Origin of the sequence: Metapseudomonas otitidis, assembly GCF_900111835.1 — a bacterium.
In the GTDB taxonomy this organism is placed as follows: Bacteria; Pseudomonadota; Gammaproteobacteria; order Pseudomonadales; family Pseudomonadaceae; genus Metapseudomonas; species Metapseudomonas otitidis.
This window is the reverse complement of record NZ_FOJP01000014.1, coordinates 34221-54039: the sequence shown is the minus strand read 5'-3', so window position 1 is coordinate 54039 and position 19819 is coordinate 34221. Positions and strand designations below refer to the sequence as shown.

At 65.4% G+C, this 19819-nt stretch carries 17 protein-coding genes and 1 pseudogene; 4 read left to right on the top strand and 14 right to left on the bottom strand.

Annotated features, from left to right (window positions below; translation table 11 throughout):
* Positions 1-18: 18 nt before the first annotated feature.
* From BM198_RS18795 to BM198_RS18740, 12 genes are all read right to left on the bottom strand, one after another.
* Complete coding sequence (locus BM198_RS18795; RefSeq protein WP_139233660.1) at positions 19-768, bottom strand: EboA domain-containing protein; 750 nt, start codon at positions 766-768, stop codon at positions 19-21.
* 5 nt (positions 769-773) lie between these two features.
* A complete protein-coding gene (locus BM198_RS18790) occupies positions 774-1658 on the bottom strand; it encodes a UbiA family prenyltransferase (RefSeq protein WP_074971816.1) in 885 nt (294 codons plus the stop codon).
* Complete coding sequence (locus BM198_RS18785; RefSeq protein ID WP_074971689.1) at positions 1658-3535, bottom strand: 3-dehydroquinate synthase; 1878 nt, start codon at positions 3533-3535, stop codon at positions 1658-1660. The genes BM198_RS18790 and BM198_RS18785 overlap by 1 nt, the downstream gene beginning before the upstream one ends.
* Positions 3536-4002: 467 nt before the next feature.
* A complete protein-coding gene (locus BM198_RS18780) occupies positions 4003-4962 on the bottom strand; it encodes an aldo/keto reductase (RefSeq protein WP_074971688.1) in 960 nt (319 codons plus the stop codon).
* Between the two features lie 11 nt (positions 4963-4973).
* Positions 4974-6590, bottom strand: a complete 1617-nt coding sequence (locus BM198_RS18775; protein WP_044402800.1) for a gamma-glutamyltransferase family protein — start codon at positions 6588-6590, stop codon at positions 4974-4976.
* A gap of 17 nt (positions 6591-6607) precedes the next feature.
* A complete protein-coding gene (locus BM198_RS18770; protein ID WP_074971687.1) occupies positions 6608-7699 on the bottom strand; it encodes a polyamine ABC transporter substrate-binding protein in 1092 nt (363 codons plus the stop codon).
* Positions 7700-7713: 14 nt separating this feature from the next.
* A complete protein-coding gene (locus tag BM198_RS18765; RefSeq protein WP_074971686.1) occupies positions 7714-8493 on the bottom strand; it encodes an amino acid ABC transporter ATP-binding protein in 780 nt (259 codons plus the stop codon).
* A gap of 1 nt (position 8494) precedes the next feature.
* Entirely contained in the window at positions 8495-9265 is a 771-nt protein-coding gene (locus BM198_RS18760; RefSeq protein WP_074971685.1) for an amino acid ABC transporter permease, read from the bottom strand.
* 14 nt (positions 9266-9279) lie between these two features.
* Positions 9280-10089, bottom strand: a complete 810-nt coding sequence (locus BM198_RS18755; RefSeq protein ID WP_074971684.1) for an ABC transporter substrate-binding protein — start codon at positions 10087-10089, stop codon at positions 9280-9282.
* 59 nt (positions 10090-10148) lie between these two features.
* Positions 10149-10817 carry a GntR family transcriptional regulator gene (locus BM198_RS18750; RefSeq protein ID WP_074971683.1) on the bottom strand — a complete coding sequence of 223 codons (669 nt, stop codon included), beginning with the start codon at positions 10815-10817 and terminating at the stop codon, positions 10149-10151.
* A gap of 273 nt (positions 10818-11090) precedes the next feature.
* Complete coding sequence (locus tag BM198_RS18745) at positions 11091-11549, bottom strand: GNAT family N-acetyltransferase (RefSeq protein WP_074971682.1); 459 nt, start codon at positions 11547-11549, stop codon at positions 11091-11093.
* A 171-nt stretch (positions 11550-11720) separates the two neighbouring features.
* Complete coding sequence (locus BM198_RS18740) at positions 11721-11948, bottom strand: DUF3079 domain-containing protein (RefSeq protein ID WP_074971681.1); 228 nt, start codon at positions 11946-11948, stop codon at positions 11721-11723.
* Positions 11949-12131: 183 nt separating this feature from the next.
* Here BM198_RS18740 and ubiU point away from each other — a divergent pair, with 183 nt between their 5' ends.
* From ubiU to BM198_RS18720, 4 genes and pseudogenes are all read left to right on the top strand, one after another.
* Positions 12132-13121, top strand: a complete 990-nt coding sequence (gene ubiU, locus BM198_RS18735; RefSeq protein WP_074971680.1) for a ubiquinone anaerobic biosynthesis protein UbiU — start codon at positions 12132-12134, stop codon at positions 13119-13121.
* Between the two features lie 8 nt (positions 13122-13129).
* Positions 13130-14017 carry a U32 family peptidase gene (locus BM198_RS18730; protein ID WP_074971679.1) on the top strand — a complete coding sequence of 296 codons (888 nt, stop codon included), beginning with the start codon at positions 13130-13132 and terminating at the stop codon, positions 14015-14017.
* On the top strand, positions 14014-14475 hold the full coding sequence (gene ubiT, locus BM198_RS18725; RefSeq protein ID WP_074971678.1) for a ubiquinone anaerobic biosynthesis accessory factor UbiT: 462 nt from the start codon (positions 14014-14016) through the stop codon (positions 14473-14475). The genes BM198_RS18730 and ubiT overlap by 4 nt, the downstream gene beginning before the upstream one ends.
* A gap of 117 nt (positions 14476-14592) precedes the next feature.
* A pseudogene (locus BM198_RS18720) lies at positions 14593-15557 on the top strand (GNAT family N-acetyltransferase).
* Positions 15558-16347: 790 nt separating this feature from the next.
* Here the strand turns inward: BM198_RS18720 and BM198_RS18715 are convergent.
* Together BM198_RS18715 and BM198_RS18710 are read right to left on the bottom strand one after the other, a co-directional pair.
* Positions 16348-18267 carry a tetratricopeptide repeat protein gene (locus tag BM198_RS18715; protein ID WP_074971677.1) on the bottom strand — a complete coding sequence of 640 codons (1920 nt, stop codon included), beginning with the start codon at positions 18265-18267 and terminating at the stop codon, positions 16348-16350.
* 113 nt (positions 18268-18380) lie between these two features.
* Complete coding sequence (locus tag BM198_RS18710; RefSeq protein WP_074971676.1) at positions 18381-19403, bottom strand: restriction endonuclease; 1023 nt, start codon at positions 19401-19403, stop codon at positions 18381-18383.
* Positions 19404-19819 lie beyond the last annotated feature (416 nt).

Below are 19819 nucleotides of genomic sequence, written 5' to 3'. Positions count from 1 at the left end.
TTCTCGGTGTGCGGGGAATCAGGTGCGGGGGAAGTCGGCGGGCAGCCAGCCGGGCGGCAGCCGGCCGGCGCGGGCGTGGGCCTGCAGGTTGGCGATCTGCGCCGGGCTCAGCAGGGGCCAGGCCAGCAGCTGGGCAAGGCCGGGCAGGGCGCTGCGGCCGGCGGCCAGGCGCTCGTTCAACTGGTCCAGCACCAGTTGGTTGAGCGCCCCGTTGCGCCGCGCCTCCAGGCCCTGCACGCGGCGCATGTCCAGCTCCATGGCGACGCCCTTGAGCATCAGCTGGTGGAAGGCGCGCTCGGGGAAGAAGCGGGCGGCGTAGGGGTTGTCCAGGGCCAGGGCGGCGAACACGTCGCTGCTGTTGGTGCGGGTGGCCTGCTGGGCGAGGTCCAGGCAGATGCCGTCGCCGTCGAGCCAGTCCAGGGCCTTGAGCAGGGCGGCCTTCTCCAGGTCGTCGCCCCAGGCGAAGTAGCGCTTCAGCAGCGCTTCGCGGGCGCCTTCGGGCTGGGCTTCCAGTGCCTGGGCCAGCAGCAACGCGCGGCCAAGCTCACCGCGCCGCCAGTGCAGGCCCGGCACGTACTGCTCGCCAAGCTGGCGGCGAAGGCGGCCGCTGAGCAGGGCCAGGGTGTCGCCATCGGGGTGTTCGGCCAGGCGCTGGCAGGTCAGCTCCCAGGCCGCTCGCGCGTCATCGTCCAGGGCGGCGACCAGGGCCTGGTGCAGGTCGGCGATCCGTGCGGTGTCGAGGCGCAGGTCGGGCAGGAGGCAGGCCATGTGATTCATGTCGGTTTCACCCAGCGTTGCAGGCGCGGCAGGAGCAGGAACACGCCGATGCAGAGGAGGCTGCCCAGGGGCACGTTGGCCAGCGCCAGGACCATGCCGTCGTACAGCGGCAGCGCACTCAGCCCGGCGCCGATGAAGGCCCGCACGTTGCGCTGGTCGGGGCGTGCCAGGTGCTGGCGGTAGCTCTTGCCCAGCCAGCCGAGCCAGAGCAGCAGCATCAGCCAGAACATCAGGCCTTCTCCCCGGAAGGCCAGCAGCAGCGGGCTGAGCATCAGCAGCAGCGGAACCAGGCTGGTGAGCCGGTTGAGGTGCTCCTGCCGGGCCACATAGGTGAGGCCGCTGATGTAGGTGCCCAGCAGCAGCGCACAGAGCCACAGGGACGCCGACGGGGCGCCGAGGCTGGCGGCGGCCGTGAGGTACAGCGCGACACGGCAGCCGCCCATCAGCCACACGCTGTGCAGGTAGTGCTTGTGCAGCAGGTTGTAGGCCAGGATCAGCCCGGCCAGGGCGGCGGCGCTGGCCAGCAGCCAGAGGGGCTGCATGGCGAGGCGGCTGAGCAGGAGCACGGCCAGGGCCGCCACGGCCAGCAGCCCGGCGCTGGCCAGCAGCACCTGCTGCCGGCTGGCCTGGCCCAGGGCGATGGGGCGCGGGTTCTGGTGCTGGCTGTCCCAGTCGGCGTCGAACAGGTCGTTGAGCAGCATGCCCGCCAGGTACAGCGCGGACCCTGCCGCCAGCAGCAGGAGCCAGCCCAGGGAGGAGGGCGGCGCATAGGGCCCGGACGCGCTGGCGATCAGCGCGGCGGCCAGGACGTTGGTCCAGACCGTGGGCAGGTTGGAGACCCGTCCCAGGGTCAGCCAGGTGTGCAGCGAGCCCTGGGCCATCATGACGGGGCGCCCTCTGCAGGGGCGAAGGCCTGGTGGCCGAACCCGGCGAGGCGTTCGATGGCCTGCTCCATGCGCAGGTCGTCGATCTGGTGCAGGTCCACGGCGTGGCCGATGCGGTCGAGCATGGGGATCGACAGGGCGCCGCCCAGGTGCTGGCGGAAGTCCTCCAGCCCTTGCAGCACCCGCAGCTGGCCCTGTTCATCGCGCAGGGTCAGCTCCGCCGGGGAGAGGTCGAACCCCAGGCCCAGCAGCAGGTGCAGCAGGCGCTCCAGCTCGGAGGTGGGCAGCAGCCCGCTGGCCTGGGCGTAGAGCGCATCCAGGGCCATGCCGACGGCCACCGCTTCGCCGTGGCGGAGCCGGTGGCGGCTGAGTTTCTCCAGCTTGTGGGCGGCCCAGTGGCCGTAGTCCAGCGGCCGGCCGTTGCCGCGCTCGAAGGGGTCGCCGGCGCGGGTGATGTGCTGCAGGTGCAGTTCGGCGCAGCGGTGGATGGCGTGGCGGCTGGGGGCGTGCTCGAAACGGGCGAGTGCGTCGGCGTGCTGCTCCATCCAGGCGAAGAAGGCGGCGTCCTTGATGGCGGCGACCTTCACTGCCTCGGCCAGCCCGGCCAACTGGTCGCGGCGCGGCAGGCTGAGCAGCAGCTGGAAGTCGTTGAGCACCGCATCGGCGGGCTGGAAGGCGCCCAGCAGGTTCTTCTGCTCGAAGGCGTTGATGCCGTTCTTGACGCCGATGCCGGCGTCGTTCTGGGCCAGCACGGTGGTGGGGATGCGCACCAGGCGCACGCCCCGGTGGAAGGTGGCGCAGGCGTAGCCGACGCTGTCCAGCAGCGCACCGCCGCCCAGGGCGAGCACGTAGCAATGACGGTCCAGGCCGTGTTCGAGCATCTGCGCGTAGAGCCGCTGCAGCACCTCGGCGGTCTTCGCCGCTTCGCCGGCCGGCACCGGGATGGGCGCGGCCAGCAGGCGCAGGTCCCCGTGGGCCTGCACGTAGCGGGTGATGCGTTCGCCGAGGCCGGGCGCGGCATCGAGCAGGCCCTGGTCGGCGAAGGCCAGCAGCGAGACGGGGCCGCTGCCGCGCTGGGTCAGTTGCTCATGCAGGCAGGGGTTGGCGGGGTCGAACAGGTGGTCGGTGAAGCGCACCGGGTAGTGGTAGGCCACGGTGAAGCGGCCATCCAGGGTTTCGCCGGCCTCGTCGGCACGGGGCTGGCGACGGGCCAGGGCGCCCTTGCCGAGCAGGAACAGCCCGGGCAGGACCATGCTGGCCATCACTGCCCAGAGCAGCACCTGCTCCTCGGCAACGACGCTGCCCAGGGCGCTGTACACCAGCGCCAGGCCGGCGTTGGCCAGGGTGGTGATGACCAGGAAGCGGCGCAGCGGGTAGCGCTGCATGCCGGCGGCGAGCACGGAGGTTTCCGCCAGCACCGGCACGCCGCGCAGGCAGATCAGCGACAGGGTGTTGATGCGGTTGGCGAGGCGGCTGGCCTTGTCCCAGTCGGCGAGGTTGAGCCAGCCCGAGAGCAGGCGGATGTAGCCGGCGCCCAGCCAGTACCCCAGCAGCGAGCCCAGGCACAGCCCGGTGAAGATCGCCAGGTAGCCACCGACAGCGCCCAGGGCCGCCACGGCGAGCAGCGAAACCATGCTGGAGGGCACCGGCAGCACCACGTCCAGGGCCAGCAGGGCCACTAGCAGGGCGGCCAGGCCCAGGCTGCGCAGCGGGTCGGTCGCGGTCGGGCCGAGGCCGTCCAGCCATTGCTGCAAGGGGGCTTCGAGCAGCAGGAAGCTGACGATCACCAGGCCCACGAAGAGGGCGAGCGATAGGCAAAGGAATTCCGTACGGCCTCTGCGGGAGAGGACGTGAGTCATCAGGCCACGTTTCATGCGAAGTCCTTGTTCTTATGGCGGATTTCCGTATCCCGTCTGTCTCAAGGCGCGCTGCCGGGCAGCGGATTCAGCGGGGCCGACACACTTCCGGATGGGTCGGTTGGGAGAAGGCTTACCTATGCTGTGGTTTTGCTATCAACGTAGTCAGCGAAGGGGTATTTGCAAGGCGCGCCCCCAGCCCCGTCCGAGACCGGGAAGGCCCGCACCAGGGCGGTGCGTTGTACGTGTGGGAGGGGCTGAAAGCCGCGCCGGGCGAGGGCTTTGCCGCATCGGCGGGCAGGGACTGCGGCCGTGCATCCAAAGCCTTTGGTTATGGATACACGGCTCCATGATGAAGAAAGGCTCTAGCCGGCGGTGCCCGGCGATGCAGGGTCGACGACGGACGAGCCGGTCAAGGCAGCCACTGGGGCCGATACCCTGCGGGCTGTTTTTGGTAGGCGGGGCGGTGGGCGCCGCCCACGTCATCAGGCGCCGGGTCGGCTGGCCGCATCGAGCCGGGCCAGGCCCTCGGCGTCCAGGGTGAGCCGGCTCGCCCGCACCAGGCTGGCCAATTGGGCTTCGCTGGTGGCGCTGGCGATGGGTGCGGTGACCCCCGGCTGGTGGCGCAACCAGGCCAGGGCCACTTCGCCGGGCGCGGCGTCGAGGCGTTCGGCCTCGGCGTCGAGGGCGGCGAGGATGCGCATGCCCCGGTCGTCGAAGTACTTCTCCAGGTCTTCGCGCCGGGCGCTGTCACCCAGGTCGGCCAGGCGGCGGTATTTCCCGGTGAGGAAGCCGGAGGCGAGGCTGAAGTAGGTGGTCACCACGCAGCCCTGCTCGGCCGCCAGGGGCAGGTCGTCGGCCTCGCAGCGGGCACGGTCGTAGAGGTTGTATTCCACCTGCAGCGCCGAATAGGTCGGCAACCCGGCGTGGTCGGCGCTGGCCCGCGCCGCGCGCAGTTGCTCCGGGCTGAAGTTGGAGGCGCCGATGGCCCGTACCTTGCCGGCGCGGATCAGTTCCTCGTAGGCCCGCAGGGTTTCTTCGTGGGGCGTTTCCGGGTCCGGATAGTGGGAGAAGTAGAGGTCGATGTAGTCGGTGCGCAGGCGCCGCAGGGAGTCTTCCACGGCCTGGCTGATCCAGTGCCGCGAGAGCCCCCTGCGGGTCGGCGAAAGCTCGGCACCGACCTTGGTGAACAGGGTGATGCGGTCGCGCTCGCCAGGCCGGCTGGCCAGCCAGTTGCCGATGATGCGCTCGGACTCGCCGCCGCTGTTGCCGCTGGCCCAGGCGGAGTAGAGGTCGGCGGTGTCGATGCTGGTGAGGCCGGCATCGAGGCTGGCGTCCAGCAGGCGCCGGGAGTGCGCTTCGTCGAGGGTCCAGCCGAACACGTTGCCGCCGAGCACGATCGGGGAGATGGCCAGCGCGCGGGCATGGGTGGGGTGCAGGGACATGGTCGCTTCCTTCAGCAGACGGCGATGTGGGAGTCGGCGCGGGGCTCGGTGCCGCCGCAGAGCACGCCGGTCTGCGGGTCGCGGACGATGATCTGGCCACGGCCGAAGTCCGTCAGGTCGCAGGCTACCTGCACCTCGTGGCCCCGGCGGGCCAGGGCGAAGGCCAGGTCGCGGGAGGCGGCCTGCTCGATGCCCACCTTCAGCCCGCCCAGCCATTGCCAGCGCGGGGCATCCAGCGCGGCCTGGGGGTTGAGGCCGAAATCCACCAGGTTCATCACCATCTGCACGTGGCCCTGGGGCTGCATGTAGCCGCCCATGACGCCGAACGGCCCGACGGCGACGCCGTCCTTGCTGAGGAAGCCGGGGATGATGGTGTGGAAGGTCTGCTTGCCCGGGGCCAGTGCGTTGACGTGGGTGGGGTCGAGGCTGAATTCCGAGCCGCGGTTCTGCAGGGCGATGCCGCTGTCCGGCAGGACCACGCCGGAGCCGAAGCCGTGGTAGGCGCTCTGGATGAAGGACACCATGTTGCCTTCGCCGTCGGCGGTGGCGATGTACACGGTGCCGCTGGCGTCGGGGTTGCCGTGCCGGGGCGGGGCGGCCTGCTCGCCGATTTCGCCACGGCGGCGGGCGGCATAGTCGTCGGCCAGCAGCGCGGCGGTGCTGACACGCATGTGCTCGGCGTCGGTGATGAAGTGCAGGCCGTCGGCGTAGGCGAGCTTCATCGCCTCCAGCTGGCGGTGCCAGGTGAGCTGGCTGTCGCGGTGGTCGAAGTCGAAGCCCTGGAGGATGTTGAGGGTCATCAGGGCGATCAGGCCCTGGCCGCTGGGGGGGATCTCCCAGACGTCATAACCCCGGTAGTTGACCTTGATCGGCTCGACCCAGCGTGGCCGGTAGCCGGCCAGGTCGGCGCTGCCGAGGTGGCCGCCGCTGGCGGCGGCGTGGGCGGCCAGGCGCTCGGCGAGGGCGCCCCGGTAGAAGCTCTCGCAGCGGGTTTCGGCCAGCTCGGCGAGGGTGCGTGCCTGGGCCGGGTTGCGGAACAGCTGGCCGGCACGGGGCGCCTGGCCGTCCACCAGGTAGGTGTCGAACCAGGTTTCCAGCGCCGGGTGCTCGGCGCGGCTTTCCTGGTATTCGCGGCGCGCCACTTCCCACTGGTGGGCCACCACCGGGGAGACCGGGAAGCCGTCGCGGGCGAGGGTGATGGCCGGTTGCAGCAGCTCGGCGAAGGGCAGCCGGCCGAAGCGCGCGGACAGCTCGGCCCAGGCCGAGGGGCAGCCCGGTACGGTGACCGGCAACCAGCCGTGCACCGGCATCTGGGTGTGCCCGGCGGCCTTCACCGCGTCGATGCTCAGGGAGGCCGGTGCGCGGCCGCTGGCGTCGAGGCCGTGGAGTTGGTCCTTGACCCAGACCAGGGCGAAGGCATCGCCGCCGATGGCGCAGCCAGTGGGCTCGACCACGGTGAGCGCCGCCGCCGTGGCGATGGCGGCGTCGATGGCGTTGCCGCCGGCGCGCAGCAGGCTGATACCGGCTTCGGCGGCCAGGGGCTGCGAGGTGGCGACCATGCCATTGCGGGCGAACACGCTCTGGCGCTGGGAGGCATAGGGGTATTCGTGGGCAGAGAAGCTCAGCATGGAAAACTCTCTTCGGTTCAGCGGTCGGTCTTGATGCGGGTCCACTCGCGGGTGATCACGCGCTGGATCTTCGGCGGCAGGTCGGCGGAGACGTAGAGCTTTTCGATCACCGCGTCGCTGGGGTAGATGCCGGGGTTGTCACGCACCTTGGGGTCGAGCAGTTTCGTGGCGTCCGGGTTGGGGTTGGCGTAGCCGACGTAGTCGCTCACCGGGGCGATCACCTCGGGGCGCAGCAGGTAGTTCACCAGGGCGTGGGCGCCCTTGGGGTTCTTCGCGTCACGGGGGATGGCGAGCATGTCGAACCAGAGGTTGGCGCCTTCCCTGGGGATCACGTAGCGCACGTCGATCTGCTTGCCGGCCTCCTGGGCGCGGGTGCGGGCCTGCATCACGTCGCCGGAGTAGCCCACGGCCACGCAGATGTCGCCATTGGCGAGGTCGGTGGTGTACTTCGAGGAGCTGAAGTAGGTGATCGACGGGCGCAGTTTCTGCAGCAGCGCGGAGGCCTTGGTGTAGTCGTCCGGATTAGTGCTGTTGGGGTCCAGGCCGAGGTAGTGCAGGGCCTGGGGGATGATCTTCACCGGCGCATCGAGGAAGGCCACGCCGCAGCCGTGCAGCCTGGCCAGGTTCTCGGGCTTGAACACCAGGTCCCAGGAATCCAGCGGGGCGCTGTCGCCCAGGGCGGCCTTGACCTTGTCGAGGTTGTAGCCGATGCCCACGGTGCCCCACATGTAGGGCACGGCGTAGCGGTTGCCGGGGTCGGCGGCCTCCAGACGCTGCATCAGGCGGGGGTCGAGGTGCGTCCAGTTGGGCAGCTGGGCGCGGTCCAGGGGCTGGTAGACGCCGGCCTTGATCTGCTTGGTGAGGAACTGGCTGGAGGGCACCACCAGGTCGTAGCCGGAGTGGCCGGACAGCAGCTTGGCCTCGAGCATTTCGTTGGTGTCGAAGACGTCGTAGCGGACCGCGGTGCCGGTCTCCTTCTCGAAGTTCTTCAGGGTGTCCGGGGCGATGTAGTCGGACCAGTTGTAGAAGCGCACGGGCACTTCGTCGGCCTGGGCGGCGAGGGCGCAGGCGATCAGGGACGTGCTGGCCAGCAGGGGGAGGGCGCGCATGGGGTGTCCTTGGGTCAGAGAACGCGGCTGAGGAATTCCCGCGTACGCGGGTGGTGGGGGTTGCCGAAGACCTGGGCCGGCGGGCCCTCTTCGATGAGCTCGCCCTGGTGCAACACCACCACGCGGTCGGCCACTTCGCGGGCGAAGCCCATTTCGTGGGTGACCACGACCATGGTCATGCCGTCCTCGGCGAGTTCCTTCATCACCTGCAGCACCTCGCCGACGGTTTCCGGGTCGAGGGCGCTGGTGGGTTCGTCGAAGAGCATTGCCTGGGGCTTCATCGCCAGGGCGCGGGCGATGGCCACCCGTTGCTGCTGCCCGCCGGACAGCTGGCTGGGGTAGTGCCCGGCCTTGTCCGCCAGGCGCACCCGGGCGAGCAGGCGCTGGGCCTGTTCGATGGCCTCGGCGCGGGGCACGCCGAGGACCTGGGTCGGGGCCTCGATGATGTTCTGCAGCACGGTCATGTGGGGGAACAGGTTGAAGCGCTGGAACACCATGCCGATGTCGCGGCGGCGCCGTGCGATGTTGCGCTCGGAGTCGCGCACCAGGCGGCCGTCGGGGCGTTCCCGGTAGCCCATCAGCTCGCCGTTGACGCGGATGCTGCCACCCTGGATGTCCTCCAGCAGGTTGATGCAGCGGATGAAGGTGGTCTTGCCCGAGCCGGAGGCGCCGATCAGCACCACCACTTCGCCCTTGCGCACCTCCAGCGAGACGCCCTTGAGGATCGTCAGGTCGCCGAAGGCCTTGTGCACGTCGCGGGCCTGGATCACCACGTCATTCGTGATCGGGATCATGTCAACGCCCCCTCAGCAGTTTCAGGGCCTGCTGGCCGAACAGGCGCCCCGAGGCGGCCGGCGCCGGGGACTCGGACCGCCCGAAGCGCACTTCCAGCCAGCGCTGGAAGACGCCCCAGAGGGTGGTCAGCAGCAGGAAGTACAGGGCCACCACCAGGTACAGCTCGAACACCCGGAAGGTGGCGGAGGTGACCATCTGGGTGCTGAGCAGCAGCTCCTGCACGCCGATCACGCTCACCAGGGTGGTGTTCTTCAGCATCACGTTGAACTCGTTGCCCAGCGGCGGGACGATGACGCGCAGCGCCTGGGGCAGCACGATGCGCCGCATCAGCCGTGGGAAGGTCATGCCCAGGGACCTCCCGGCTTCGTACTGGCCCTTGTCCACCGCGCCGATGCCGGCACGGATGATCTCGGCCATGTAGGCGCCTTCGTTGAGGCCCAGGGCGATGATCGCCGCCTGGATGTTGCCGGGCAGGATGAACAGCCCGAGGTCCAGGTCCTCGAAGCGGAACACCCCGCCAGCGGCCAGTGCCGTGTAGAGGAAGACGATCTGCACCAGCAGCGGTGTGCCACGCATCAGCCACACGTAGAAGCGCACCGGGTATTGCAGCACGGGGTTGGTGGACAGCCGCATCAGCGCTGCCAGCAGGCCCAGCGCGCAGCCCAGGAGCATGGCGCTGACCGCGATCACGCAGGTCAGCCAGAGCCCGTACAGGTAGATGTCGCTGGGCCTGAGCAGGTACTGCCAGAACACATCCCAACTGAAGTTCATGGGGTCACCTCGGCTCAGTCGAGCTTGTCGCCTTCGATGTGCCATTTGGCGAGAAGGGCCTGGTAGCTGCCGTCGGCCTGCATGTCGCGGATGATCTGCTGCACGGCGGCGCTCAGCTGCGGATCGTTCTTGCGGATGCCGACCCCGGTGAGGATGCGGGCGAAGGCCGGGACGCCGATCTCGAACAGGTCGGGGGCCATGCCCTGGTAGTAGCCGGCGGTTTCCAGGGTGGTGCCGTAGGCGTCGGCCTGGCCGACCCGCAGGGCCTGGAAGGCGTCGGTGTCGGTGTTGTAGACGACGATCTTCATCGGCGCCTTGCCGGCCTGGGCGAGCACCTGGTTGTGGGCGTCGAGCAGGGTGCGGATGGTGGAGCCGTTGAGCACCGCGACCTTGCGCCCGGACAGGTCGTCGAGGCTGCGAATGCCGCGAGGGTTGCCCTTGCCGACGACCACGGCCTGGCTGGAGTACATGTAGTTGACCATGTCGATCACTTCACGCCGCTCGGGCTTGTCGAACAGCTGGTCGACGAGCATGTCGCACTGCCCGGCGAGCAGGGCGGGAATCAGCCCGGAGAAGGGCGTGACGCGCCATTCGATGGCCTTGTTGCCCAGGCGCTGGGCGAAGGCCTGGCCCAGCTCGACGGTGAACCCGGTGGGTTTCTGCGCGCTGTCGTAGAAGCCCATGGGCGGTGAGTCCATGCCGCCGCAGAACACCAGTTTGTCGGTGTTCTTCAGGCGGTCGGGAATCTTCACCGTGTCGGCCTGGGCCAGCGGGGCGGCCAGGCAAAGGGCAAGAAGGCACTGCGGGATCCTGCGTACGAACATGATCAGCTCCTGTGGGCGGGGTTGCCGAGGCAGTTCAGGGGAGGAATGAAGGCCGGGTCTCAGGCGCCCGTTGCTTCAAGGAATTCCAGCAGCGAGGGCACGGTGCCCTCGATGTGTTCGCAGATCACCCGCTCGGCTTCGCGGGCATCGCCGGTGCGCAGGGCATCGAGGATCACCGAGTGTTCCTCGCGGGCGCTCATGGGTTTGTCGACGTGCTGCAGCCAGAGGCGCATGTGCGGCTCGATCACCGAGTAGAGGGCGTTGATCTGGCGCATCAGCCGTGGCCGCTCGGCCAGGCTGCAGAGGTATTCGTGGAAGGCGCGGTGGCGGCTGACCCACTCGGCGCTGTCGTCGCGGTAGTCGTCCATTTCGTCCAGCTGGCGCTCCAGGCGGGCCAGGTGGCGCTCGGTGAGCTTGGGCACGGCCAGGCGGATGGCCAGGCCTTCGAGGGCGCTGCGCATTTCGAAGACTTCGCGCATCTCCTCGATGTTGAGGCCGCTGACGATGGCGCCGCGGTTGGGGCGCAGGGTCACCAGGCCTTCGGCCGCCAGGCGGCGGAAGGCTTCGCGCACGGGCATGCGGCTCATGCCGATGTCAGTGGCGATGTCCTCGGCGATCAGCCGGTCACCGGTGCGGTACTGGCCTTTGCAGATGGCGTCCAGCAGGTAGCTGTAGGCCTCTTCTTCGGCGGTGGCGGGGGCTCGCTCGTAGTTGGGGACCAGGCGCATCGGGGTGGCTCCGTTTGTATTTTTGGATCCAATTATCCATGCATGCACTAATGCACGCGCTGTGCCAAGGTGCGGTGGCAACGGACAAGTGATTGATGCGACGGGAATTATCCGGTCGAGAGCGGGCTGTGCAGGGGAGGAGAGTGGGGCCGGGCGTAACACCGGGAGGGCGCAGGATGCTTCCTCCTGGTGCGGGCTGTAACCGCTGCGCCCACTCGGTGAGCAGGCGCAGGTGGGGAAGAGGGGAGCGAGGCGGGACCTCGCTCCGGGGCGTCACAGCGCCATGCGGTATTCGATCACGCCGGGTTTCTCGGCGATCCAGTCATACAGGCGCTGGGCGGTGTGGTTGGTCTCCTGGGTGTGCCAGTAGAGCCGGTCGCAGTGGCGGGCACGGGCCTGGCGCTGGACGTGTTCGATGAGCTGCTTGCCGATCATCCGCCCACGGGCTTCGGGGGAGACGAAGAGGTCCTCCAGGTAGCAGAAGTCGTTCTGCCCCCAGGTGGAGCGGTGGAACACGTAGTGGACGAAGCCGAGCACCCGCTCGCCCTCGACGGCCACGGCGCACGCCACCGGCTCGGCCGCGTCGAAGAAACGGGCCCAGGTGCGCCGGGTGATCTCCGGCCCCAGTTCCACCTTGTAGAACACCTGGTACTGGTCCCAGTACGCCTGCCATTGCTCGAAGTCCGCTTCCGTCACGGGGCGAACGGCTACCACCTGCTGCATCGCTGTCATGGGTATGAATCCTTGCTGGTCTTGAAGGCCTGGGTCGGCAACTGCCAGGACCCAGGCCGGGATTTATACCGAGCGAGTGGACGGCGAGGTCGGACCAATCCGAGGCAGGTGGGCAGACCACTTGGGTGGCGGCACGGCCTATGAAGGCGAGGAGGGCGCTGTTGGGTCAGATCAGAGGCTTGCGGCCTTTCGGGCCCCGGCTTCGGCGTCGTCTTCGGCTTCCACGACGTCGATGCCCCAGTCGCCGTGGCGGTACCAGTCATCGCCCAGCATCTCGACCGGGTGCATGGTGCGGTCGGCGCCGTTGCCGCAGGCCAGGGAATCCGCCGGGCAGTAACGGTCGCAGCCCCAGCAGATGCGTTCCGGGTGGCGGGGATGCAGGGGGAATTTCTTGGCCATGGCAGCGCTTCCGATTGTCTGGACGAAATCCAGGCTAGGCCCACGGGGCGCTGCAACCTTGACGCGGATCAAGGCTGCGCAGGGTGGCGCTACACGCCCGGCCAGGCTGCCTTGACCGTGGTCAAGGCAGCCGCAAATGCGCTGCCTAGACTGGCGCATCGCCGTTCGAGCAGGAGTCGTTTCATGCATCTGGTCTGTCCGGCGGGCAGTCTGCCCGCCCTCAAGGCTGCTCTCCAGCAAGGCGCGGATGCCATCTACGTGGGCTTTCGCGATGACACCAACGCACGCCACTTCGCCGGGCTCAACCTGGACGAACGCCAGCTGGAGACCGGCCTGCAGCTGATCCGCCAGCGCGGCCGACAGCTTTACGTGGCGGTGAACACCTACGCCCAGCCCCAGGGCTGGACGCGCTGGCAGCGTGCGGTGGACCAGGCGGCGGCGCTGGGCGTGGATGCGCTGATAGCGGCCGATCCCGGCGTGCTGGCCTACGCCAGCCGGCGCCACCCCGATCTCAACCTGCACCTGTCCGTGCAGGGCTCTGCCACCAACCCGGCCGCGCTGGAGTTCTATCAGCAGCGTTACAACATCCGCCGCGCGGTGCTGCCCCGGGTGCTGTCCCTGGCCCAGGTGCGCCAGGTGGCGGAAAAGAGCAGTGTGCCGCTGGAAGTGTTCGCCTTCGGCAGCCTGTGCATCATGGCGGAGGGCCGTTGCCACTTGTCGTCCTACGTGACGGGGGAGTCACCCAACCTCTGTGGCGTGTGCTCGCCCGCCAAGGCGGTGCGCTGGCAGGAGGACGCCGAGGGCCTGAGCTCGCGCCTCAGCGAGGTGCTGATCGACCGCTATGCGCCGGGAGAGCCGGCGGGCTACCCGACCTTGTGCAAGGGCCGCTTCCTGGTGGAAGGCCAGCGCTTCCACGCGCTGGAGGAGCCCACCAGCCTGAACACCCTCGACCTGATTCCGCAGCTGGCGGAAATGGGCATCGCCGCGGTGAAGATCGAGGGCCGCCAGCGCAGCCCGGCCTATGTCGAGCAGGTCACGCGCGTCTGGCGCGAGGCGCTGGACGCCCACGCCAGCGGCCGCTTTGCCGTGCAGGAGCAGTGGCGCAAGGCACTGGACGGGCTGTCGGAAGGCAGCCAGACGACCCTCGGCGCTTACCACCGATCCTGGCAGTGAGGACCCCCATGAAACTGAGCCTCGGACCCGTGCTGTTCTACTGGAGCCGCAGCAAGCTGCTGGACTTCTATGCCGAGATGGCCAGCCAGCCGCTCGACATCATCTACCTGGGCGAGACGGTGTGCTCGAAGCGCCGCGCCCTGTCGCTGGACGACTGGCTGGGCCTGGCCCGCGAGCTGCGCGAGAGCACCCGGGCCGAGCTCGTGCTGTCGGGCCTGGCGCTGGTGGAGGCGTCCTCGGAACTCTCCAGCCTTCGCCGCCTGTGCGACAACGGCGAACTGCTGGTGGAAGCCAACGACATGGGCGCGGTGCAGTTGCTGGCGGAGCAGGGCAGGCCCTTCGTCGCCGGCCCTGCGCTCAACCTGTACAACGCCCATGCACTGATGGAGCTGCAAGCCTGCAGCCTGCAGCGCTGGGTGCCGCCGGTGGAATGCTCCGGGCGCCTGCTGGAGGACTGCCTGCAGCAACTCGACGCCATGCAGGCGCCGCGTCCGGAGGTGGAGCTGTTCGCCTACGGGCATCTGCCGCTGGCGTATTCGGCCCGCTGCTTCACGGCGCGCGCCGAGAACCGGCCCAAGGACGATTGCCAGTTCTGCTGCCAGAACTACCCCGAAGGCATCCCGCTGCTGAGCCAGGAAGGCCAGGCACTGTTCACCCTGAACGGCATCCAGACGATGTCCGCCGAGGTGGGCAACCTGCTGGCCGATTACCCCGGCATCGCGGGCCGTGGCGTCGATGTGCTGCGCCTCAGCCCGCGCGCCGAAGGCATGGACAGGGTCATTGGCGAATTCGCCGCCGTGCGTGACGGTGCCTTGCCGCCACTGGCGGTCAATGGTTGCAACGGCTACTGGCACGGCAAGCCGGGGATGCTGGCCGTGGAGGAGGGTGGGCTATGAGCGTCGCCAAATGGGCGTTGAAACTGGGCCAGCCGCTGCTGCCCTACAGCCGCCACGTGCCGTTCGCCATCCAGCGCCGGGTGATCGAACTGGCTGCCGCGCGGTTGTTCGCCACGCCGTTGTCCGAGGGGGCATTCCATCTGCTGGAAAATCGCTGGCTGCGTCTGGAAGTCAGCGACCTGGGCCTGGCCTGGTGCGTGAGTTGCAGCGGCAACCGGCTGCGGGTGGCCCAGCGCCGCTCGGTGGACGTGTGCATCCGCGGCACCTGGCGCGACTTCCTGCTGCTGGCCAGCCGCCAGGAAGACCCGGACACGCTGTTCTTCCGTCGGCGCCTGGTCATCGAAGGCGATACCGACCTGGGTCTTGGCATGAAGAACCTGCTCGACGGCCTCGATCCGGACCAGCTGCCGCCGAGGCTGTGGCAGTTCATGCAGGAGATGGGGGCGCAGGTGCGGTGAGTGCATTCCAGCCGTGCCTACAGGCCGAGCCTGCATCGGCTGATCAAGGAAAAGCGCTCAGGTCGTTCGTGATTCCTGCGTAATGCCTTAAAGTGGCCGGTCGCAGAAAGAACCGTCATGGCCGTAGCCATGAAGGGCTTTCATTCTTTACAGATACCTGTGTGGTGAAGATGAACAAGCCTTTCATTTCGCTGTGCCCTGAAATCACTCGGGCACACGCGCTGACGTTGATGGACTGGTTGGAGGATGAGCGCGTCACCTGCTACCTGAGCGATTCGCGTGATGTGTCGCGGTCCATCGAGCAAGCCATGGATCGGACCCAAGCACCGATCCTGACCCATCTGTTCAACCGGGACGGCCGATTCTTCCTGGCCTTCGACCGGCACGACGCCCCGGTGGGCTTTGTCCGCCTCATCAAGACCGGCTCGGAGTGCGAGATCGTCCTGGCCATCGGGAACAGCGGCGAATGGGGCCGCAACCTTGGCGCCCGCACGATCCGCGAAGGCATGAAGCTGGCCTTCCTCGACATGCGGGCCAAGAAGCTGATCGCCAAGATCCACCCAGACAACCTGCGTTCGCTGAAGGCCTTCCAGCGCAGCGGTTTCCTGCTCGAGAGCGAAACGCCGGCATTGAAGTCGTTTTCCATGACGGCAGGGCGCTACCTGCAGTTGTTGCGCGAAGGTGCCCTTGGCGATTCCACCGGGATCTACATCACCGAGTTCGACAAGGCCAGGCTCGAGAGCCTGATCGTCCTCGAAGAAGGTCCGGCCGTTGTGGAGCTTGAACATGAGATCGAGCGAGCGACCGTGGTCACGCCGGAGCAGGTGGCGCGCGATGTCGTCACGATGAATTCCAGGGCCTTGCTGCAGGTGGACGATGAAGAGATCGAAGTGGTCCTGGTCTATCCCGAAGACGCCGACAGCCGCGCCGGGAAACATTCCGTGTGCTCCGACATCGGCGCCGCCATCCTGGGCTACCAGGAGGGTGACGCCATCGACTGGCGAATCTCAGACCGGACCCGCCGGATCGAAATCAGAAAGGTGCTTTACCAGCCGGAAGCTGCAGGCGACTTCCACCTGTAGTTGAGTGAGCAGGCACCGGCCAAACGAAACAGCCTCGACCAGCGCCCAGTGGCGGAGGTCGAGGTGATATCCAAGCAAACAAAGCGGGGCGAGTGAGCCGGCAGAGTCATCAGTGACGACCAATCCATAATATTTGATTTAACTTATAGGCGATGTCATATATTCATAAGCTGCTCATAGGACCGAGATTACTGAATCAGTGATCTCGAAATTAACGCGATTGTTCATCTGTTGATGTTCATAGACCTAGTTTTTCCCGCCATCCTTAGCTTCGTCGCCCCGGCCTGTGACGGTCCAAGTCCAGAGGCTGATAGATGCTGGTTTTCAAAAAAAACATGCTTTGGGATCTGGTTGGAAATCGGGTAGAACCTGGCAGGCTCAGAATTGAGCATTGTGGTTTGTCCCGGAGCTGGTTGCTCATGGCACCTCCTAACAGTCTCAATTGTGAGGCTCGGAGGTCTCAAGGGAAGCGGGGCTTGTTCAGGCTACATCTTCCAGCGGCCAGTCGAGCACCGTCCGCATCGCTGGGGTTAGGCTGAAGCTTCTCAAGAGGCCGCGGCACATGATGGGCCGCTGGCGGCGACGAGGCCATCACTCACTTTGATGCACCTAGCGAGAGGGTCTTGAGCGTTCTACAGTCTTGCAGCTACTGTGTGGTCTGAAGCCTTTTTGTATGCCGACGCGCTGGAAGGGCTAGTGCGGGTGATGGTGAAAGGCAAAGTGTGGTTATTTGGAGATGACGGGTTATGGAAAGGGGACCGGTGGTGCAAAGGCCGGTCCCTTGCAGTGCTTACCCGCGAACCACGGTCAGGCCGGTGAGCGGCACCCGCAAGCGTATTGCGCTTTGCGCACACTCGAGGATCAGCCAGGCAACGCCATCATAGGCGTCGCAGAAAGCGTGGAAGCCCGTCTGTTCGCACGGGTCGGTCTTGCCGTAGATGGTGTATTGAGCGAGTTCGACCCTGATCTCGCAATGGTCTTTGTGGCCCCGGATAATGCCCTTTACGCCAACCGGTTGGGTGTCGGAGATATGTGCTGAAACAGCGGTCACGGCAAACATGAAGGCCTGTGGGTTTGCGTAGGACTTCATGATGATCGGCACACGGCTTTCACCATCGAACTGATCGACGCCAATACCGATGTGGCTGTTGTCTAACTTGGGTACTTGGACCTCCAGCCCACCACACTCAACCTTATAGAACGCCCCATCGATATTGCTGATGTCGATCTTTAGCGTTCGTTCCCAGCCGATATCGGCCACACGAATGCGTTCGCCAGGCTTGCGTTCACTCAACACCTTGTCGTAGAACCGCACTAGCAGTGCGTAGCCGAGCAGGTCGCCCTTTTCGATTAGGCATAGCGCCTGGCCTTGCTTCGCGATGGGGTTGTCGGGAGTATGTTGCAGGCAGCGCTCGAACAGTCTCAATGCAGCCTCGTAGTCGCCATAAAAGCGTTTTAGTTCGCCTTTTTGTGACAACGCTTGGGGCTGACCAGGGTTGAAAATCAGCGCTCGTTCGACATGTTCGAGCGCTTGCTTATACCGCCCTAAGTGGAATAAGCAAACAGACAGGTTCAGGTGAGCGTCGCTGAGATTGGGGTCGGCCTCGATGGCTTTCCCGAACCACTCCGCAGCTTGGTCGATGCTTTTCAGTTGCAGGTTAGCGACGCCTATGTTGTATAGGATGAAAGGGTCGCCTGGCTTATGTGCATTGGCGGACGTCAGTAACTCCAGGGCGAAGTCCAAATCACCGAGTTCAGCATGCAAGGTGCCCTTGATGGCTAACGCATCACTGCAACGCGGGAATTGTTGCAACGCCTTGTCACAGTAACCCAGCGCTTGGTCAAGATTGCCTAGCACCTGAAACAGCGCCGCGCATTTGATCAGCAGTTGTTCTGACTCGATTACATCGGCCAAGGCGTGGTAGATGTCCAAGGCTTCTTGGTACTGTTCGGCTTTGAGGGCTTGTTGCGCTTTGCTCAGCTTCGCGTCGACTGATTCCAGCAGTTGATGCTGGTCAATGTTCAGCCTATGCAAGAATTCCATCTGGCTCGAGTGGCCGGTAGCGGGGATGAAAATGCGGCCGTGTTTTTTCAGCAGATCAAGAACCGCCCTGCCAGTGATGTACCCGCGATCTTTTCTGGCAGCGGACACCATGTGGCAGAATTCGAATAGGCAGTTGTCCGAGTCGATGTAAAGATGGTGCGCTACGCCACATGCAATCAGCTCGACCGCCACACGCTGTTCCAGGCCGTGCTCCTGAATGATCTCGATCGACCAAGTATCGGGAATTGCCGCGATACCGCTCTGGTCAAAGGCGTGCTTCTTCAGCACGCCAGCAAATTGCGTGGACACGGCAAACTTGCAGTCGCTAGTTTCAGGCGAGGATTGTTGATTGCGAAAATGCTTCACGTAGCGCCAAAGGGTATCGAGTTCCTTGTTGACACTCGAACCAATAAGTATTTTTTCATTGCCCATGTGGACTTTGGCTAGCGGAACAGTCAGCGTTTCATACTTCACTTGGCAAGCAACTTTGCGCTGCCCGAATAGCAGACAGAAGTCGTCGTCGGTCTCGATCCCGAGCCCCTCGAATGCCGGATCGTCGTAATGCTTAAGGAGGAAAAGCATGGCGCAATGGTCCTGGTAGGAGAAACCGTAGGAAGCATTGGAACCGCCGGTCTTGCTTTTGCCGAAGTAGTCAAGCTGGGTCATGCGAGCACTCGATAGGGTGGTTGCGCTGTTCGTGTCTGCAAACCTACCATTGATACAGTTGAATCGCCCCGTCTTTCCTAGACACTCTCCAAACTCCGGGCTTGTGCCCCCACCTATAAGCGAACGATCCCTGTCCCCGGTGTCCGTAGCCGTTCAAGCCAATTGGCGAGCGCATCGCGCTCAACAGTCTGGATCGGATACCCCCTCGCTGTGATCGTTGCCGCAGCACCAGGGCTGAGGGTAGAAGTGGTGACGATCAGCCCGTAATCGGCCTCCATATACTGCACATCAGCAGCCAGGCCCTTGATGATAACTTTCTCAACCTTCGCCTTCTGCCGCTTGCACTGGACTAGACACGTCGGCTTCGAATCTTCAGGAGCATCTGGTTTCCAGAGCCGCACATCAACACCGTCGTCATTACTGCCTGGCCCGATCTCGACGCGGAACCCCTCGCGTTGGAAATACTCCGCAGTCATCTCTTCAAACTTCCGCCAATGCATATCCGGCATTCGATGGGTATTGTTCGAGAGGTAGTCGAGGTAACGCTGATCGATGAATGTTCCTGCCTCTGGAGTTAGGGCTGTTCCAGTGAAGAGCCTGTTCAGATCCAGCGGGTTCTGCCATTCGACGTATCGCCCCTGATGGTAAGGGCTCACACGCAACGCATTTCCCCAAGCGAGCAAGTGATCGTAGGCCATCTTCAGACCAACCGAGCTTAGCTCTGCTCTGCACCGATCAAAGAAAGGTTTGGGGTCAAGTTTTTTGTCTGGCCTTTTCGCTGCCGCCTCGATTAAGTCTGGGATCATCCCCAGAAAGATCCCGTACATTGCTTCGTACTCAGCAAGCAACTTGGGAACACCCTTGTACTTGTGGTACTCCCGAATCCCAGGTGGCACGCCTACGTGCTCGTCTTCCGTGTAGCCGATGCGGTACAGAAGCCGGTAATGGACCGCTTCGTATTCCTCAGATCGGATGCGAATGCCGTAAGCCTCGGAATGACGCACCATGTCGGCCATTCGGCCAGAACCACTGAGGTGATCGCAAATTTCTTCAACGGTAAGAGCCAAGCCAACCTTATAGCCGGCCATCTCAGAGAGGTGTTCGGCGAGGGAGCCCGGGGCGAAGTTCAATGCCATGGTGCGTGTCCTGAGAGAATCTGTCCGATAATCCCCTAGGGATCGGTACACCACCGTCGTTGACCAAGCGTCAGCTATAGCCAGAAACAGCCCTTTATCTTAATCGGCCAGAACCCGACCATGCTGGGCCATTTACGATCGGATTGACATCAGGTGCTGGGTTACTGAGCAAATGTGTCGAGCAACCAGCGATGAATCGGGGAGGGCAGCAGTCCATTGAGTGCATTTGGCAAGTTCTCGAGGCCTCCTGGTAACCGCTCGCGATTGCAATGCAATGGCTGGGCGCCGATCTGTGGTAGTGCCAAGTAGAATTTGAGTTCACCCTCAAGCCTGGCGGTGCGAAACCTCGACACATCGCATCTTCCAGCACCCGCTGCAGCTACTCACTCACTAGCCAGTAAGCTTTTGCCGAGCCC